This is a genomic window from Streptomyces sp. NPDC025806 (genome assembly GCF_055558275.1).
Genome location: NZ_JBVHMU010000021.1, coordinates 65,893 through 83,162, shown reverse-complemented (window position 1 = coordinate 83,162; position 17,270 = coordinate 65,893). Strand labels below are relative to the sequence as shown.

Below are 17,270 nucleotides of genomic sequence, written 5' to 3'. Positions count from 1 at the left end.
GCCCCGATGAGAACACCGCATGTGCTCTGGGCCCTCGTGCCCGTGGTGGCTTTCCTCAGCACCCCCTTCCTGCCCTTCGTCAACGGACCGCACCTCTGGCTGGGCATCCCCTCCGTCCTCGCCTGGTGCCTGTTCTGGACGGCGGGCACGACCGCGTCGCTCGCGGTCGTCGAACACTTCGCCCGCCACACGGGCGAGGACGAGGACACCGATCCCGCCGACGCGAACGACCGTGCGGCGCACGACAGTTGTCGGGAGGCCGTCGCGTGAACACCACCATGGCCATCACGCTCGTCGGCATCGTGACCATCGCGATCGTCGGCATGAGCGGACGCAGGCCCGGCCGCGGGGAGTTCGGTGAATGGACCGTGGGGAAGCGGAAGTTCTCCACCTTCACCACCTGGTTCCTCCAGGCGGGCGAGTCCTTCACGACCTTCAGCTTCCTCGGCCTCGCGGGCATCGCCTTCGGCGGCGGCGTGGCCGCGGCCTTCGCCCTGTGCTACCTCTCGATCAACTTCATCCTCCAGTACTTCACCGCGCCCCGCATGCGTGAACTGGGCCGCAAGGGCGGCTATCTGACGCAGGCCGACTTCTTCACCGACCGTTTCCACAGCCCCCTGCTCGGCAAGGTCGTGGCCGTCGTCGGCGCCGTCTTCCTGCTGCCCTACCTCCAGCTCCAGATCACCGGCCTCGGCCTCATCGTGCAGCTCGCCACCGGCAGCCGCACCGGCGGCAACCTCAGCATGGTGCTCGCCACCGTGCTCACCGTCGCCTTCGTCCTGTGGTCCGGCATCCGCGGCATCGCCCGCGTCGCCTACCTCAAGGACGCCCTGATGATCATCGGGCTCGTGGTCCTCGTCGTCGGAGTGGCCCTGTCCGTGAACGGCGGCATCGGCGGCCTCTTCGAGACGGTCCGGGACAGCCACCCGAACCTCCTGACGTTCCATCAGGAAGGCTACGACACCACGTTCTTCGTGACGGCCGTCGTCATCTCCGGCCTCGGCGGCGGCCTCGGCACCATGGCCCATCTGTGGCCGCCGGTCCTCGCCGCCGGCAGCGGGCGCGCCCTGCGCAAGAACGCGATCTGGCTGCCGCTCTACCAGATCGCGCTCGGCATCCCCGTGATCGTCGGCTTCGCCGGAATCCTGCTGGTCAAGCAGGGCTCGGCGCCGAACGCCGTCGCCCTGACCCTCGCCGGGCAGACCCTGCCCGGCTGGCTCGTCGGCGTCGTCGCGGTCGCCGCCGCCTCGGCCGCGATGGTGCCGTCCGCCGCCATCGTCGTGGGCATCTCCAGCCTCCTGTCCCGCAACCTCCTCAGCGCCGGCAACGAGCGCACGCAACTGCGCACCAACCACCTCTGCGTGATCGCCGCCGCCGGGCTCGCCCTCGTCCTCGGCCTGACCCGGCCCGGCCTCCTGTCCGACCTGCTCCTGCTCACCTACGGCGGCCTCACCCAGCTCGCCCCGGCGATCGTCATGGGCCTGGCCCGGAAGGTCCGCCTGGACGCCGTGCCCGCACTGCTCGGCATCCTGACGGGCGTCGGCGTCCTGATCTGGCTCACCTTCGGGGGAGTGGACGTCGGCACCTTCGACACGGGACTCATCGCCCTCGTCCTGAACGTGGCGGTCACGGCCGTCGCCCAGCTGGTGGTCCGCTCCCGGTCCGTCGCCCCGGTCCCGGCCGAGGCGAACTGAACCGCCGCCGGGTCGCGCGCGGTGTGGGGCCGCGCGCGACCCGGCGGCCGTCACTCCCGAGGCGCCGACCGCGCCCAGCCGCGCCGCTCGCCCTCGTCGATGAGGCACCGCCCGGCCTCCCACAGCGCGCCGGACGCGTCCCCGATCACCGCCTTGCGGGCCCGGACCTCGTCGGCGGTGACCCCCGGGGTGCGCCACGTGCCGCCGCGGGCCATCCAGTTGAGCAGCAGCGGCTGCAGTCGGTCCATCGCCTTGGCGAACCGGGCCTCCGGCGTGCGGCGTTCCTCGAACTCGTCCCACAGGGCCCGCATGTACCGCGTCTGGTCGTCCGGGAGCAGGCCGAACAGTTCGTCGGCAGCCGCGGCCTCCCGCTCCTCCTGGTCGGCGCCGGCGGCACTGTCGTACAGCGGGGTGTCGCCCGCGTAGATCTCGACGAGGTCGTGCACCAGGACGAGCTGGACGGTGTGTCCCACGTCGATCGGACGGTCGGAGTGTTCGGCGAGGACGGTGACCATCATCGCCAGGTGCCAGGAGTGCTCCGCGTCGTTCTCCCGGCGGTCCGCCGCGGCGAGCGGCGACTGCCGCAGCACGGTCTTGAGCCGGTCCACCTCGACGAGAAAGCCGAGTTGGGCGCGCAGCCGTTCGTCGAGCTCGTCCGGGAAGGGGTTCTTCTCCGCGAGCAGCCTCCGGCGGGATTCATCGCTCATGCGTTCATCGTGGCAGGCCCCGAGTCGATCGCGCCTCCACGTGGCGGACGACCTCGTAGATCGTCCGCGAGCAGGGCGCCGGGTGCGGGGTGTCGTGCCGGCCGATCTCCGCGGCGCGCTGCTCGATCGCCGGCGGTGTCACGGGCTGAACCAGATGTTCCGCGACCTCCTGCGCGGCCGAAGGATCTTGCGGCCGGTGACCAGGACGAGGGACGTGGCCGCCAGGGCGAACAGCGCCACCGCCCAGATGACATGTGCCGTCGTGTCTCCGTGGGCGAGCGTCAGGACGCCTCCGGCGATCGAACCCAGGGCCAGGCCGAGCGCCGGCGGCCAGCGATCGGTCACCAGACCCATGATCGCGAACACCACAGCGGGCAGCCCCAGGACGAAGAACGTGATCGCAGCAGGCCAGTGGAAGGCGGAGTAGGGGACCAGACAACCACCGCGCGGCCCCCGTGGACAGTCGTCGGGGAGATCCACGGCGTAGGGATCGATCCACCAGTTCAGCACGGACCACGCCACGCCGAACACCACGGGCGCACCGACGACGATCCACCACGGCTTCCGCCACGTGTCCTCGATGTCCTCGCCACCCGCCGGACCCCCACTGCTCATCCTGCCTCCCCGTACACGAGCCGACCGTGACTATACGACGATCAACTCGCGCGCCCGCGCCCCCGTGTGCCTTTCACTCGGTGTCCGAACGGCGCTGGTCGAGCGCGGGGTTCTCCTCGTACTCCTCCGGCACGGGCAGCGGCTGGCGGCAGGGGGTGGACGTGTCCAGATCCGGGGCCCGCCCGCTGATCGCCCGCGCTCGGTCCCGGGCCTCGGCGAGCGTGGAGACGGAGGCGGCCAGAAGGCGGAAGGGCGCCGGGTCCCGGAACTCGACGCAGACGACCGGCCGGCCGTGCCGGATGGCGACGAAGTCCGCACCACCCTCGTACGTACGCGTGCCGATGCACCGTGTCCCGGCGGTCCAGCGGCCCTTGCCCGGGACCCCGCGCAGGGGCCGCCACCAGGAGGGTTCCACCGTCACCCGGCTCACCGAGCCGAGCGGAGCGCGCACGTCGCCCCTGCGTGCCGCCGCCCTCTCGCGCCAGGACAGGTGCACGACCACATCGTCACCGTCGACGAACATCCGTGCCATCACTCGACTCCACCTCCATCGTCGCGCGGGAGGCCGCGGATGTCACGGTGGATGTCACGGGGAGGGGACGCTAGCCGGGCAGTTCCGTGCGCTCCCACCATTCGTAGACCGGCAGCGAACCCTCCGGGGTGTCCTGGCTGCGCTCGGTGGCCCGGAAATGCTCGTACCCGCCACGAAGGGCGATCTTGATGTCCTCCCCCGGAGTGGACACGGAGACGATCCGCTCGGGGAGATCGTCGGGCCCGCCTTCGAGAACTGCTTTGCTCGCATCGCTCATGCCCGCATCTTCGGTGCCACCGCACGCGACGCGCCCAAGACGCGCCGACAGGCCCGCCGGCATTCACACGTGCGTCGGGTCCCGGCGAGGGGCCCGGCCGCGTGCGGCCGAGGGCAACGCGGGGGACCCGCAAGGGAATTGCCGCCCGGCTACCCGCAGAGCCGCTCCGCCAGCCGCGTCGCGTTCATGTGGGCGATCGCCTCGATGGAGATCATGGGGTTCACCCCCGAGGAGGTGGGGAAGCAGGACGCGTCGGCGACCACCACATTGGGGACCTCCCAGGTCGCGCCGTCGGGGTCGGTGGCGCTGGTGTCCCGGGAGCCGCCCATGCGCGCCGTGCCCATGATGTGCAGCGCGGCGATCGCGCAACGGCCCGGCTGGTAACCGGCGTTGCGGCAGGCCGCGGTGAACTCCTCGTACGAGCCGCTGCGTCCCGGCTCGTACGAGGGGCCCGCCTGATGGGCGGACCGGATGCGGCGGGCCCCGGCGGCGGCCAGGATCTTGGTGGCCCCCTCGATCCCGGCGTGCAGATGCGCGGTGTCGTACGCCGAGAGCCGGTAGTGCGGGACGGGCTCGCCGTCTCGCGCCACCTTGACGACGCCGCTGTCGCGGTCGCGGGTGATGACGCCGATGCCCGCCGTGTGGCGGAGGTTCTTCAGGGCGGCGAGATGGGCCCCGGCGCCGCGCCAGTTCATGAATCCCTGGAGGGCGGCGGGGTTGCCCGGCCCGGTCTCGTAGATGACGCCGTGGCCGTGGCCGTCGAGGTCGCTGTGCTCGCGGGAGTACCGGGTCTGCATCCCGCCCTCCCAGGGGCGGATCTCCTCGTCGAAGACGCCCCACACGGCCGTGGCGGGATGCAGGCGCAGGTACCGCCCGATGTTCGGGTCGGTGAACCCGGAGCGGCGCAGCAGGGCGGGTGTCTGGACGGCGCCGGCCGCGACGACGATGGCGCGGGCCCGCACGGTGACGCAGTGGCCCGACGCGGTGACCGCGCGCACGCCGGCCGCGCGGCCCTGCCTCACCTCGATCGTACGGACGGTCGTGTCGACGACCAGGCGCGCGCCCGCGGCCTCGGCGTCCGCGAGCCAGGTCTTCGTGACGGACTGCTTGGCGCCGAGCCGGCAGCCGTACCCGCAGCGCCCGCAGTCGGTGCCCGTGTCGCAGCCCACGACGTTGCGCGGCATCGCGTCGACGTGCCAGCCGAGGGCGCGCAGGCCGCGCTCCATCACGGCGTCGCGGGCCGACGCGGCGCTGTGGTCCCGGTTCACGGACAGCCGGTCCGTGACGGCGTCGAGCGCCTGCGTGTACTCCTTCTCCGCGAACTGCGCGGCGCCGAGGCCCGCCCACTCGGCCCGGATCTCGTCGGGTGTGCGGAAGGAGGTCGTCCAGTTCACCACGGTGCCGCCGCCGAGGCAGGACCCCGCGACCAGGGAGATCTGGCCCTCGGCGGTGGTCGCCGGGCCGCCCGCGTACAGCCGGGTGAGCCCCGTGTGCTCGCCGCCGTCGAAGTCCGCGTCGTCGAAGTACCCGCCGCGCTCCACCACGACCACGTCGAGGCCCGCTCCGGCGAGGACGGCCGCCGCGGTCCCGCCCCCGGCGCCGGAGCCGACCACGACGACATCGCAGTCGAGCCTCGTGTCGACCGTCGGGGACAGCGGGGAGAGGCGGGGGAGCGGGGCGTCGGGCCGGGTGCCCAGGGGGCCGGGGTAGCCGATGGCCTCCCAGACGGGCGAGGTGCCGGTCGGGCCAGGGGTGAGCAGGTACGCCGAGGTCGCCAGGGAGCGCAGGGCCTGGAACAGCACTCGCTTGCGTTCCGACGACGCGTCGCCCAGGCGGAGCATCAGCTCCTCACGGGCGGCCGGCGTGAGCTCCGAGAACCGGCGCCCGCCGGTGCCCAGGAACAGTCCGGTCAGCCTCGCGTCCCACACGGACAGCAAGGTGGCCAGCTGCTTGCGGTCGGCGGCCCGCGGCAGGGCGCGTACGAGGGATTCGGCGACGGGCACCGCGCCGAGCGCTCCGGCGGACGGGATCGCCGCGCCGTCCCCCGGGGCGAAGGTGTCGCAGATCGCGGTGAGCGCCGCCCGCCGGCGGGAGTCGAGCTGCATGGGGCCGTCCGTCCTCAGAGATGGGGTGCGGGTCAGGCGTTGCGTCGTGCCCGCTGCTCGTCCTGGGTGCGCAGCGCGTGCTTGACGACCTTGCCGCCCGCGTTGCGGGGCAGACCGTCACCGGCGACGAGGTCCTTGGGCATCTTGAACGACGCGATCCTGCCGTCCAGGAAGTCGGTCAACTCGCCGAGGGGCAGGGAGGCTTGGGGTGCGAGGGTGACGTACGCGACCGGTACCTGGCCCCAGCGCTCGTCGGGGCGGCCGATCACCGCGACCTCCAGCACCGAGGGATGCCCCGCGATCGCGTTCTCCAGCTCGGCGCAGTAGATGTTCTCGCCGCCGCTGATGATCATGTCCTTCTTGCGGTCGACGACCCAGACGAAGCCCTCCTCGTCCATCCGGACCAGATCGCCGGAGTGGAACCAGCCGCCCTCGAAGGCCGCCGCGGTCTCCCGCGGCTTCCTCCAGTACCCGCGCGTCACCGTCGGACCGCGGTAGACGATCTCGCCGACCGCGCCGACGGGTACGTCGTTCATCGCCTCGTCGACGATGCGGTACTGGAGGGTGGGGATCGGGCGGCCGACCGAGCCGAGCTTGCGCAGGGAGTCCTTGCCGCGCAGGACGCAGGTGATCGGCGAGGTCTCCGTCTGGCCGAACACGGCCACGTTCAGGGCGTCCGGGAACGCCTCGCCCATGGCGCGCAGGGTCGCGTCGCTCGCGGGCGCGGCGCCCCAGCTGATGACGCGCAGCTTCAAGTCCCGCTTGTCGATGTCGGGTTGGGCGCAGAGCAGGTCCCACTGCTGCGGCACGTTGAACACCACGGTGGCGCCCTCGCGTTCGTACGCGTCGAGCACGGCCTTCGGGTCGAAGGCGCCTATCGGGTGGATCACGACGGTGCCGCCGACCAGGATGTTCGCGACGATCGAGCCGAGGCCCGCGATGTGGAAGAAGGGCGCGGTCAGGAAACCGACGTCGGAGTCGTCGAAGATCTCCATCGCCCGGATGCAGGTGATCGCCTGCACCTGCATGTTCCGGTGCGACAGCAGCACGCCCTTCGGCTGCCCGGTGGTGCCCGAGGTGTACATGATCAGCGCCGTGGAGTCCTCGGAGATGTCGGGCAGCTCCATCGGCTCGTGCCCGGTGAGGAAGTCCTCGTACGCCAACTCGCCCTCGGCCGCGCCGTTCTCGCCGATGACGACGACGGTGGCGATCGACGCCGCGGCCGGGACCGAGCGGAGCAGCGGCAGGAGCTGGGCGTCGACGAGGACCGCGGACGGCGTGCAGTCGTCCAGGATGTACCCGAGTTCGAGCGGCGCGAGCCGGAAGCTGAGAGGGACGGCCATGGCGCCCAGGCTGTTGGCGGCCAACACGCTTTCCACGAACCACGGATGATTGAGCGTCAGCAGCGCCACCCGGTCACCCTCGCCGACGCCCCGGCCGGACAGCGCGGCGGCCAGCCGCAGGGACCGCTGCGAGAGCTCGGCCCAGGTCGTGGTCGCTCCGAGATGACGCAGTGCGGGCTTGTCGGGCCGCATGGCCGCGTGGGTGGCCGTCTGCGCCATCCAGTGGTGCCGGAAGGACCAGGCGGGAGCCGTATCGGTGGACATGCCACTCCTCGGGTTCCGGAAGAACGGGGCGGGGCGGGCGGAACGGGACGGGGTGCGCGCGAGGGTCATTATGCCCGCGCGGGCACCGCCCAAGAAGCCCTTTGTTAATGGAAAATCACATGGGATGTGAACGCCGCGTCACGTGAGGACCGAGGCGTGGAGCGGGCTCTGCCCTTCCGGAACCGTGTGATTGACTGGTGCGCATGGCCCCGTCTCTACGACCTTCCCCCTGCCGGTGACCGCCGAGCCGATCGCCGCCGCGCGCCCCCGCAACCGCAAGCAGTTGATCGTCGGCGCTGCCGGCCGGGTGTTCAGCGAGCGCGGCTACCACGCGGCGTCCATGGAGGAGATCGCGGCCGCCGTGGGCATCACCGCCACGGCCCTCTACCGCCACTTCCCCAACAAGTACGCGCTGTTCGCCGCCTGTGCGAACGTCATGGCGGACCGGCTCGTCGCGACGCTCGACGAGGTGCCGTCCGACGCGGACCTCGCGGAGGTGCTCGGCGCCGTCACCCGGGTCGCGGTGGAGCACCGCGCGTCCGGGGGGCTGTACCGCTGGGAGGCGCGCTACCTCGACGCGGAGGACCGGCGGCTGCTCAAGGGCAAGTTCGCGCGCGTCGTCGGCCGGGTGTCGGAGTGCGTCCGGCGCGAACACTCGTGGCCCGGCGCGCAGGTGCGTGCCGTGGCGGCCCTCGGCGTGATCGGGTCCGTCACCCAGCACCACAACGCGATCGCCCGGCGGCGCCTGGAGGAGGTGCTGCTCGGCTCGGCCCTGCGCGTCGCCGCGACCACCCCCGCGCAGACCGTGCGCGCTCCGCGGCCCGTCGGGCTGCCCGCCCAGCCCGTGCCGCGCACGCGGCGGGCGGAGATCCTGGCCGCGGCGGTCCCGCTGTTCGCCCGCGACGGGTTCGCCAAGGTCACCAACGGGCAGATCGCGCAGGCCGTGGGGCTGGCCCCGTCCGCGCTGTACCGGCACTACGCCACCAAGGTGGACATCCTGGTGGCCGCCTGTCTGCAGGCGGCGGGACTGCTCGCGCAGGCGGTGGACCGGAGCCTCGACGAGGTGACCGACCCGGGCGACGCGGTGGTCGCGCTGGCGTCGGCGTACGTCGGCTACAGCTTCGAGCACACCGGTCTCATCAGCGTCGCGCAGGCCGAGGTCGCCGGGCTGCCGGACGCTCTGCGGCAGCCGCTGATCCTCGCGCAGCGCGAGCACATCGCCGTCTGGGAGCAGCAACTGCGGCGGGCGCGGCCCGACTTGGACGCGCGGCAGGCCCGGGTCCTGGTGCACGCGGGGTTCGGTGTGGTCGTCGAGGCCGGTCGTCGGCTGCGGTGGCAGGACAGCCCGGAACACCGGGAGGGGCTCACCACCCTGGTCGTCCGGGCCCTCGGTCTGTGACTCCGGCCGTGCCTGCGGCGTCGCCCCGGGATCCGGGAGGGCGGCGCCCCAGGAGCACGGTTCAGGCGCCCGGCCTGTTCGCGGCCGGAAGGGTCACCGGGGTCTGCGTGGCCGAGGTGCCGTTGTTGAGGTAGAGCATCGCGATGCCGCGCAGGGCCTGGTCGAACAGGTAGCCGCTGCCGGGCAGCACGCCCGACGTCCCCTCGCGGAAGGCGACGTACAGCGGCCACTCCACCTTGATCAGGGCGGCCTGTGCCCAGTCGCGGCGCAGCCCGAGCCAGTCGCAGATCTCGTCGCCGAGCAGATAGCGCACGAACTCGTGGACGAACCCGGTGGCGAGGCCCAGTGTGGGTTGCGTGATGTAGCCCAGCAACGTCTCGGCCAGGCTGGTCCCCTCGGCGGTGGGGCCCAGGTTCGGCCAGAGCATCTGTTCCGCCTGCGCCAGCGCGTCGGCCCACGTGGCGGGGATGAACTCCCGTCGTACGCCCAGCAGATGGAGGGCGACCTGCCACGCGTGCAGGTCCGCCTCCTGCTCCGCGGCGGACAGGCGGATGCCCCACTTGAGCAGGTTGCTGTGCGCGTAGGTGGCCACCGAGTGGAAGGTGCGCAGGATGTCGCCGTTGCTGATCGGCTTCGGCTGGTCCGAGGTCTCCATGAAGTGCGCGGACGTCGGCAGCAGGTTGCGCACCACCGAGTGCACCAGCCGGGTCTTGTTGGCCGTGACGACGAAGTGCCCTGTGGGATGCCAGGCGGTCTCCGAGTTGAGGTCGTAGCCGAAGGTGAACGTCTTGGCCGCACGTTCCTTCATGTCGGCGCCGCCCGCCGACCAGTAGACGGCCCTGGCCTCCCGGGGGATGACGGTGCTCATGATGCCGCTGCCCAGACTCTGGGAGACGAACAGGTACGAGGCCAGCCGCTTGTAGTAGCGCTCGGACGCGGCGAGCTGGGTGGTGTCCGCCCATGACGGCAGCCGGTTGACCTGCTGGAGGTAGCTGGTCAGATAGCCCGGCATGCCCGCCGGCAGCGGGTCCGCGTTGTCGACCCAGGAGTGCCAGGCGGTGTTGACCGCCGGAATCACACCGTCGGCCAGGAGTCGCGCGGCCACCTCGTCCGGCTCCGGATCCCAGACCTGGAACGGATCGGTGACCGTGTCCGTGTCGGCGAGCGAGCCGCGGGAGGACCAGGCCCACGCCTCGGGCGCCGAGGCCACACTCGCCAGTCCCAGTACGGCGCCCAGCGACAGCACACGTCGTCTGCTGATATTTCCCATTCACTTACCTACTTCCAAGTAGGTCGAAGCAGTCCTCGACTCGCCTTGTTCCCTTGCCAGTTGACTGATCGGCGGGACTGCCCACGGGTGTGATTTCTGATTAACATAACGAGGCCTGCCGGGGTCGGCAAGAGTCGACGCGCCGCGCGTCAGAATCAGGAGTGGTGACCGAATGACCCGTGTGATCTCCACCCAGCGCTCCCTCTACGACGACGAGCACGAACTTCTGCGGGACACCGCCCGCGCGTTCGCCGACCAGCACGCCTCGCCCCACGTGGAGCGGTGGCGGGCCGAGGGGAAGGTCGACCGCACGCTCTTCGAGGAAGCCGCCCGCGTGGGCGTCCTCGGCTTCAACATCCCCGAGGAGTACGGGGGCGCGGGCGTCACCGACTTCCGCTTCAACGCGGTGATCGGCGAGGAGTTCTCCCGTCATCCCGCGGCGGACGCGCTCGCGTGCGTGGGTCTGTCCAACGACATCGTCGTGCCCTACTTCACCGATCTGACCGACGACGCGCAGAAGGCCCGCTGGCTGCCCGGGATCGCCGCCGGGGACCTCGTCGTGGCCGTCGCGATGACCGAACCCGGCACGGGCAGTGACCTCGCCGGCATCGCCACCACCGCCGTCCGCGACGGCGACACGTTCGTGCTCAACGGAAGCAAGGTCTTCATCTCCAACGGCCAGAACGCCGACCTCGTCGTCACCGCCGTACGGACCGGGCCGGACCGGCACGGCGGGCTCAGCCTGCTCGTCGTCGAGGCCGACCGCCCCGGCTTCTCCCGCGGCCGGAACCTGGAGAAGGTGGGCCTCCACGCCCAGGACACCAGCGAGCTGTTCTTCCAGGACGTGCGGGTGCCGGCCGCCAACCTGCTCGGCGAGGAAGGCACGGGCTTCAAGGCCCTCATGCGGAACCTGCCCCAGGAGCGGATCTCGATCGCCGCCAACGCTGTGGCGTCCATGGAGGGAGTCCTCGAACGCACCCTGGACCACGTCAAGCAGCGCACGGCGTTCGGCAAGCCGATCGGCTCCTTCCAGAACACCCGATTCGAACTCGCCGAGATGGTCACCACGGCGCGGGTGGGCCGCAGCCACCTCGACGACCTCCTCGCCCGGCACTCCCGCGGCGACCTCACGGCGGTCGACGCGGCTGCCGTGAAGTTCTGGGCCACCGAGGCGTACGTGAACATGGTCGGCCGCTGTCTCCAACTCCACGGCGCCTACGGCTACATGCTCGAGTACCGCATCGCCCACGACTACCTGGACTCGCGTATCAGCACGATCTACGGCGGGACCACCGAGATCATGAAGGAGATCGTCGGCCGAGACCTGGGACTCTAGGACCTGGGACTCTAGGGCGACGCACGGCTCAGGCGCCCTTCCCTAGGCGCCGTCCCCGCGCTGGGCGAGCAGGGAGCGTACGCCCTGGCTGGTGAGGATCAGTCCGTCGTGGTGGCCCGGATCGATGAGCAGGGCCAGGTCCTCGTCGGTGGGCCAGTTGGCCGCCAGGAGGCCGAGCTGGACCTGATGGCTTCCGTGGATGCCGGGGAGCGCCCGGCCCATGCGCTCGGGTGACGTGAAGACAGGCACGGCGTGCAGCCCCGGCGGTTCGTCGATCACGGGCAGGGTCAGTCTTCCGTACTCCGGGCGGTCGCCGGCGTCGGAGCCGGCCGATTCCGGTACGAGGATGTCGCAGGCGGCGAGGGTGTCCAGCGCGGCCATGTCGTCGGAGGACCGGCGGAGGTCGCGCAGGGCGTCCTGGGCCGCGCCCGCGAACAGTTCCATGGGGATGATGTCGTCACACATGGGCTTCCCTCAGCGGCTCGTCCGATGACTGTCCGGTACCCAGAAGTGATCGAACCATGTGAAAACAGACGGTACCCCCGCCGGTGCGGGGGTACCCGTCGGGCGCAGACGTCACCGAGAGGAGGCGTGTCATGAACGGGACCGACCCCGATCCGCGCCGTACCCCAGGCCTCGCCGCCGGTGGCGCGGTGCCGCCCGGCGAGACCCCACCGGCCGAGGAGGGGACGACAGCCGCCATCTCGTACCCGCAGGCCGAACTGCTGCGCAAGGGCTGGGGCACCATGCCCCTCGTCGCGATCGCCGTGGTGACACTCCTGGTGGCGATCGGCCTGATCGCCATGGTCGTGTCCCTGCTGGCCTAAGCCGATCGGCGACCGGCGGAGGCCGCCGACGCGGCGGTGGTCAGCGGGTCGCGGGCCGGGCGGCCGAGCAGGGCCGTGAGGTCGGGGGTCGTGCCGGCCAGGAAACCGTGCCGGACGCCGGTGGCGATCGAGGCGAGCATGGGTGGCTGGAACGGCAGGAGTCCGGGCGTCTCCTCGAGGAGCCTGCGCCGGTACTCGCCCAGGCCGATCGTGCGGTGCGGGACGCCGAGCCGGCCGGCCACCTCCCGCGCCGTGATCGGAGTACCGACGAGGTCGTAGACGCGCTCCCTGTGCGGTGCGGGATCCGCCGCGACGATCGCGGCCGCGTCGGCGAGGTCCTCGCGCGCCACGGCGGCCAGGGCGCCGTCCCCGAAAGCCGACTCCACGCCCTCCCCGGTCCAGCTCAGCAGGCCGCCGAAGAGTTCGGCGTACAGGCCGTTGCGCAGGATCGTCCACGGGAGTCCGCTCGTGCGGACGAGGCGTTCGGTGGCCCGGTGGGCGAGCGCGAAACCGAGATGGTCGCCCGCCGTGGTCAGGCTCGTGTAGACGACATGGCGGACGCCGTCGCGGACGGCGGCGTCCAGCACCGCCGCGTGCCGGGCGACGACCTGATCGTCCTCGGCGTACCCGGCGGAGACCAGGACCAGGGTCGCCACCCCGGTGAGATCCAGGCTCGCGGGGTCGTCGAAGTCGAGACGCCGCATCCCCGCGCCGGGCGTCCGGCTGCCGCCCGCGGCGGTGGCTCCGCCCGCCCGCAGTGCCGCCAGGGTCGCCGAGCCGAGGCTCCCGCCGGCACCCGTCACCAAGATCATGTTCATCGCACAGCCGTCTTCCGTCGGTGGTTCTCATCGGTAACCACGCTTGATCAGCAACTACGCTCGATCCTCGATCGCACGACCACCGGCGACAAGAAGGCACTCTGATGTCACCCACGCACACCGGGGTAACCACCCCCGCCGAGCTCGACCCCTGCGGGCGCCAGGAGCACCCCGACTGCGGCATCCGCGACGTCCTGGACCGCATCGGCGACAAATGGTCCGTGCTCGTGATCGTCGAACTGGCCGGTGGACCCCGCCGCTTCCGTGAACTGCAGCGCGCCATCGACGGCATCTCCCAGCGCATGCTCACCCTCACCGTGCGCAGGCTCGAACGCGACGGCCTCGTGCTGCGCACCGTGTACCCGACCGTCCCCGCCCAGGTCGACTACCGCCTCACCGGGACCGGAGCCGGACTGACCCACCTGGTCAAGGCGCTCGCCGACTGGTCGCTCGCCCATCGCACCGTCATCGCGGAGGCCCGCCACGCGTACGACGAGGCCCACCCCGACCACGACATCCGCTGAGCCGGGAGGCGTGTCACCGCCCGCGGCGCACGGCGGCGGCTCGACATGCAGGGGCGGCGCGGGAGGTTTTAGGTTGTGGGGAGACTCGCTGATTCCGTACCGGCTGAGAGAGGCGACCATGGCGCAGCACCTGATCAAGCAGGTCGAGGGCATGGAAGCACTGGACGGTCTGTGCCGTTCCGCCGCCGGACGGGTGGGGCGGCTCACGCGCTGCTCAGCGGTCAAGAACGCCCTGTCGGGCACCTGGCTGGGGCATCAGCTGCACCCGATGCTGACGGACGTCCCCATCGGCGCCTGGGCGATGGCCTCGGTACTGGACGTGACGGCGGGCCCGGCCGGAGCCGCCGCCGCGCGCCGGCTCGTCGGGGTGGGGCTGCTCGCGGCGGTCCCGACCGCCGCGTCGGGGGCCTCCGACTGGTCCGACACGTACGGCTCCGACCAGCGGATCGGCGCCGTGCACGGAATCTGCAACGCGACCGCGACCGTGCTGCAGACGGCGAGCTGGGTCGTCCGGGGCCGGGGCCGGCGGGGGACCGGCGCGGTGCTCAGCGGCGTCGGCTTCGCGTTCACCGCCGCCGCCTCCTATCTCGGGGGCCATCTGACACTGGTGCGCGGCATCGGCGTGAACCACACGGCGTTCCAGCCGGAGGTCGACGAGTGGATGGACGTGGCCGCCCTGGACGCGTTGAGCGAGGGCGAGCCCCTGCGGGTCAAGGCCGGCGAGGTGCCGGTCGTCCTCGTCCGCCGCGGGCCGACGGTGTACGCGCTGTCCGCTGTCTGTACGCACGCGGGCGGCCCCCTCGACCAGGGCGAGGTGCTGGACGACGGCGACTGCGTGCGCTGCCCCTGGCACGGCAGCGAGTTCCGGCTCGCCGACGGTAGGGCCGCGCGCGGGCCGGCGGCGGCGGACGCGCCGCGCTGGGAGACGAAGGTCGACGACGCGGGGCGGGTCCACGTCCGTTCGGCCACTGCCTGAACCATCCGTCACGTGACCGGTGACCGGTGGCCGACCGCTGTCAGGCAGCCTCACGTGCGGCCCGGGGAGCCGTCAGCGGCAGCCCGTACCGTGCCCAGAGCTGCTTCATGACGATCAGGGTCGCGGTGCCGGAGATCAGCATGCCCATGAGGTTGAGGCCGAGCTGAACCAGCGACGCGCTCACCTCGTCCCAGTGCGCGAGCGGCACCGCGAGCGCCAGGTTTCCGGCGGCGGGCACCGTCGTGACCGAGATGAAGACGCCTACGAGCACGGCCGACTTGCCGGCCGTCAGCGAGAGGGTGCCGGCGATGCCGGCGAGCAGCGCCACGATGAACGACCAGCGGTCCGGATGCACGATGAAGTCGGTCAGCGGGCGGGTGACCAGCATGTCCGGCGTGACCCAGCCGAGCCCCCGGCCCACGGCCGCGCACGCCATCGTGAACGCGATGGCGACCGCGAAGCCGACCACGAGCGTGCGGACGGCGCCACCGACGGCTCTCCCGTCCCCGCGCACCAGACCGAAGCAGATGGCCGAGACGGGCCCGAACTCCGGGCCGAGCACCATGGCGCCGACGATGAGGACCGGTTGGTCGAGGAGCGCGCCGATGGCGGCGATCTGCGTCGCCAGCGTGAGGAAGGCGAGGAACGCCCAGGTGAGCCGGGAGTCGGCGGCGGTGTGCGCCGCGAGCTCGTCCCAGACGACGGCGTCGTCCGGGTCGCCCGGGACCAGTTGCTCGGCCCGGTCCGCCGCGCGCGACAGTGAGACGTCGAGCTGTTCCACCGTGATGCCGCCGCTCTCTTCGAGGCCGAGCGCGCGCAGTTCACGCAGCACGGTGTCGGCGGCCTCGCGGGCGACGTCGAACTCCACGACGTCGCCCGGTGGTTGATGCGCGGCGCCCCGGAGGAGGATCACGTTCACCGCGGCGGGGCTGTCCGCGGCGATGCGCGCGGCGGCGTCGGTGCGGTCGGGCGGGGCGATGAGTCGTACATGCAGCACGGGCCGATTCTGGCGCGTCCCGTGCCGAAGCCCCGTACCGTGACCGGCGCGTCGCCCGGGGACTCGCGCGGCCCGGTGCTCAGTCGCTCTTCACTTCAAGGACGCTTCCCGGTCCCCTCGCCCGCCGGACTTCTTCACCGGCCCGCCCGACAGTGAGGTGGTCATGATCGTGACAAGGAATGGATCCCCCTTCATGGCCCCGTCCCACCGGACCCGCCAAGTCGTAGGCCGGCTCGCGCTGTTGACCGCGCTCGCCGCACTCTCCACCGTCGTGCCCGGATCCGCCGTCGCGGCGGACGACCTGCCCGCCGTACGGCCGGCCGCCGAGACACCGGCCGTGTACGACGACGCGGCGGGCGGCAACGCGGACGCGGACGACCCCGCGATCTGGCGCAACCCGGCGGACCCGGACCGCAGCCTCGTCATCGCCACGGTGAAGGAGGGAGGCCTGCGCGTCTACGACCTCGACGCGCGCGAAGTGCAGTCCGTCCCGGCGCCGCGTGCCCCCGGTCCTGACGACGCGCCCGGCCGGTTCAACAACGTCGACCTCGTGCCCGGCATGAAGACCCCCTCGGGCAGGACCGATCTGGCCGTCACCAGCGACCGGGGCAGCGACCGCCTGCGCATCTACCGCATCGACGGGGACCGTTCGGACGCCCCGCTCACCGACGTGACCGCCCCCACGGCTCCGGCGGTCTTCTCCGGCTCCCAGGAGGAGATCAACGAGCAGCGCACCGCCTACGGCCTCGCCACCTGGACCGACCCGTCCAGCGGTCGCTCGTACGCGGTCGTCAGCCGGCGCGAGCGCACCGAACTCAGCCTGCTGGAACTGACCGCCGGCTCCGACGGCACCGTCTCGTACCGGAAGATCCGCACGCTCGCACTGCCCTCCGCGTTCAAGCTGCCGAACGGCAGGACGTGGACCCCGTGCGCCGAGCCGGACGAACTGCCCCAGGTCGAGGGCATGGTCATCGACCCGGAGACCGGCACGCTCTACGCGGGCCAGGAGGACGTCGGCATCTGGAGGATGGACGCCGACCTCGGCGGCACCCCCGAACTCGTCGACAAGGTCCGCGAGTACGGCGTGCCCGGCACGTACGACCCGGAGACCGAGGAGTGCGTCCCGGGCACGGACCCCGGCTACGGCGGCACGCGCCTGCGGGCCGACGTCGAGGGACTCACCCTGCTGCGCCAGAAGGACGGCGACGGCTATCTTCTCGCCTCCAGCCAGGGCGACAACACCTTCGCCGCCTACGACCGTGAACGTGACGAGGACAACGAGTACGAGGGCGGGTTCAGGATCACGGCCGCCTCCGCCACCCTCGACGGCACCGAGGAGAGCGACGGCGCCGCCGTCCTGAACGAGCCGCTCGGGACGAAGTACCCGCACGGCCTGCTCGTCGTCCAGGACGGCGACGACAAGCCGGGGGAGACGGGCCGGGACGCCACGGACTTCAAGTTCGTGGACCTGAAGCCTGTGCTCGTCGCGCTCGACGACTGACCCGGCGACGCCGCCGAACGGGAAGGCGGGGCCCACGCACCGGACGTGCCGGTGTGTGGGCCCCGCTCCCGCCTTTACGCACGGC

19 protein-coding genes are annotated in these 17,270 nt (G+C 71.9%); 8 read left to right on the top strand and 11 right to left on the bottom strand.

Going from position 1 to position 17,270, the window contains the following annotated elements; genetic code table 11:
• Positions 1 to 6 precede the first annotated feature (6 nt).
• Positions 7 to 270 carry a hypothetical protein gene (locus ACZ4E1_RS34480; protein WP_467546936.1) on the top strand — a complete coding sequence of 88 codons (264 nt, stop codon included), beginning with the start codon at positions 7 to 9 and terminating at the stop codon, positions 268 to 270.
• Positions 267 to 1,694: a sodium:solute symporter family protein gene (locus tag ACZ4E1_RS34475; RefSeq protein ID WP_467546934.1), complete on the top strand. Its 1,428-nt coding sequence runs from the start codon at positions 267 to 269 to the stop codon at positions 1,692 to 1,694. The genes ACZ4E1_RS34480 and ACZ4E1_RS34475 overlap by 4 nt, the downstream gene beginning before the upstream one ends.
• Positions 1,695 to 1,744: 50 nt before the next feature.
• Here ACZ4E1_RS34475 and ACZ4E1_RS34470 read toward each other — a convergent pair whose 3' ends face one another.
• From ACZ4E1_RS34470 to ACZ4E1_RS34440, 7 genes are all read right to left on the bottom strand, one after another.
• Entirely contained in the window at positions 1,745 to 2,401 is a 657-nt protein-coding gene (locus ACZ4E1_RS34470) for an HD domain-containing protein (RefSeq protein ID WP_467546932.1), read from the bottom strand.
• A 4-nt stretch (positions 2,402 to 2,405) separates the two neighbouring features.
• Positions 2,406 to 2,543, bottom strand: a complete 138-nt coding sequence (locus tag ACZ4E1_RS34465; RefSeq protein ID WP_467546930.1) for a hypothetical protein — start codon at positions 2,541 to 2,543, stop codon at positions 2,406 to 2,408.
• Complete coding sequence (locus ACZ4E1_RS34460) at positions 2,540 to 3,016, bottom strand: hypothetical protein (RefSeq protein ID WP_467546928.1); 477 nt, start codon at positions 3,014 to 3,016, stop codon at positions 2,540 to 2,542. The genes ACZ4E1_RS34465 and ACZ4E1_RS34460 overlap by 4 nt, the downstream gene beginning before the upstream one ends.
• A 73-nt stretch (positions 3,017 to 3,089) precedes the next feature.
• Positions 3,090 to 3,548 carry a hypothetical protein gene (locus ACZ4E1_RS34455; protein WP_467546926.1) on the bottom strand — a complete coding sequence of 153 codons (459 nt, stop codon included), beginning with the start codon at positions 3,546 to 3,548 and terminating at the stop codon, positions 3,090 to 3,092.
• 70 nt (positions 3,549 to 3,618) lie between these two features.
• Positions 3,619 to 3,825: a DUF5988 family protein gene (locus ACZ4E1_RS34450; RefSeq protein ID WP_467546924.1), complete on the bottom strand. Its 207-nt coding sequence runs from the start codon at positions 3,823 to 3,825 to the stop codon at positions 3,619 to 3,621.
• A gap of 149 nt (positions 3,826 to 3,974) precedes the next feature.
• Entirely contained in the window at positions 3,975 to 5,930 is a 1,956-nt protein-coding gene (locus ACZ4E1_RS34445; protein WP_467546922.1) for a GMC family oxidoreductase N-terminal domain-containing protein, read from the bottom strand.
• Positions 5,931 to 5,962: 32 nt separating this feature from the next.
• Positions 5,963 to 7,537 (bottom strand): long-chain-fatty-acid--CoA ligase, encoded by a 1,575-nt coding sequence (locus ACZ4E1_RS34440; RefSeq protein WP_467546920.1) that lies wholly within the window; start codon positions 7,535 to 7,537, stop codon positions 5,963 to 5,965.
• 235 nt (positions 7,538 to 7,772) lie between these two features.
• On the opposite strand from ACZ4E1_RS34440, the gene ACZ4E1_RS34435 reads away from it, so the two are divergent.
• Positions 7,773 to 8,936 carry a TetR/AcrR family transcriptional regulator gene (locus tag ACZ4E1_RS34435; RefSeq protein WP_467546919.1) on the top strand — a complete coding sequence of 388 codons (1,164 nt, stop codon included), beginning with the start codon at positions 7,773 to 7,775 and terminating at the stop codon, positions 8,934 to 8,936.
• 61 nt (positions 8,937 to 8,997) lie between these two features.
• Here ACZ4E1_RS34435 and ACZ4E1_RS34430 read toward each other — a convergent pair whose 3' ends face one another.
• Positions 8,998 to 10,206, bottom strand: a complete 1,209-nt coding sequence (locus ACZ4E1_RS34430; RefSeq protein WP_467546917.1) for an oxygenase MpaB family protein — start codon at positions 10,204 to 10,206, stop codon at positions 8,998 to 9,000.
• A gap of 172 nt (positions 10,207 to 10,378) precedes the next feature.
• Between ACZ4E1_RS34430 and ACZ4E1_RS34425 the strand changes: the two genes are divergently transcribed.
• The gene (locus tag ACZ4E1_RS34425) at positions 10,379 to 11,542 is read left to right on the top strand and encodes an acyl-CoA dehydrogenase family protein (protein ID WP_467546915.1); all 1,164 of its coding nucleotides are present in this window, start codon (positions 10,379 to 10,381) and stop codon (positions 11,540 to 11,542) included.
• A gap of 42 nt (positions 11,543 to 11,584) precedes the next feature.
• On the opposite strand, the gene ACZ4E1_RS34420 is transcribed toward ACZ4E1_RS34425, so the two are convergent.
• A complete protein-coding gene (locus ACZ4E1_RS34420; protein WP_467546913.1) occupies positions 11,585 to 12,007 on the bottom strand; it encodes an SseB family protein in 423 nt (140 codons plus the stop codon).
• Between the two features lie 131 nt (positions 12,008 to 12,138).
• Here ACZ4E1_RS34420 and ACZ4E1_RS34415 point away from each other — a divergent pair, with 131 nt between their 5' ends.
• Entirely contained in the window at positions 12,139 to 12,369 is a 231-nt protein-coding gene (locus ACZ4E1_RS34415; RefSeq protein ID WP_467546911.1) for a DUF6480 family protein, read from the top strand.
• Here ACZ4E1_RS34415 and ACZ4E1_RS34410 read toward each other — a convergent pair.
• Entirely contained in the window at positions 12,366 to 13,181 is an 816-nt protein-coding gene (locus ACZ4E1_RS34410; RefSeq protein WP_467547011.1) for an NAD(P)H-binding protein, read from the bottom strand. The two genes, ACZ4E1_RS34415 and ACZ4E1_RS34410, sit on opposite strands and share 4 nt — an antisense overlap.
• A 110-nt stretch (positions 13,182 to 13,291) precedes the next feature.
• Here ACZ4E1_RS34410 and ACZ4E1_RS34405 point away from each other — a divergent pair, with 110 nt between their 5' ends.
• Together ACZ4E1_RS34405 and ACZ4E1_RS34400 are read left to right on the top strand one after the other, a co-directional pair.
• The gene (locus tag ACZ4E1_RS34405; protein ID WP_467546909.1) at positions 13,292 to 13,711 is read left to right on the top strand and encodes a winged helix-turn-helix transcriptional regulator; all 420 of its coding nucleotides are present in this window, start codon (positions 13,292 to 13,294) and stop codon (positions 13,709 to 13,711) included.
• Positions 13,712 to 13,829: 118 nt separating this feature from the next.
• Positions 13,830 to 14,687, top strand: coding sequence for a Rieske (2Fe-2S) protein (locus tag ACZ4E1_RS34400; protein ID WP_467546908.1), 858 nt, complete (start codon positions 13,830 to 13,832; stop codon positions 14,685 to 14,687).
• A 40-nt stretch (positions 14,688 to 14,727) separates the two neighbouring features.
• Here ACZ4E1_RS34400 and ACZ4E1_RS34395 read toward each other — a convergent pair whose 3' ends face one another.
• Positions 14,728 to 15,684, bottom strand: a complete 957-nt coding sequence (locus tag ACZ4E1_RS34395) for a DUF389 domain-containing protein (protein ID WP_467546906.1) — start codon at positions 15,682 to 15,684, stop codon at positions 14,728 to 14,730.
• Between the two features lie 193 nt (positions 15,685 to 15,877).
• On the opposite strand from ACZ4E1_RS34395, the gene ACZ4E1_RS34390 reads away from it, so the two are divergent.
• A complete protein-coding gene (locus tag ACZ4E1_RS34390) occupies positions 15,878 to 17,185 on the top strand; it encodes a phytase (protein WP_467546904.1) in 1,308 nt (435 codons plus the stop codon).
• Positions 17,186 to 17,270: the final 85 nt, after the last annotated feature.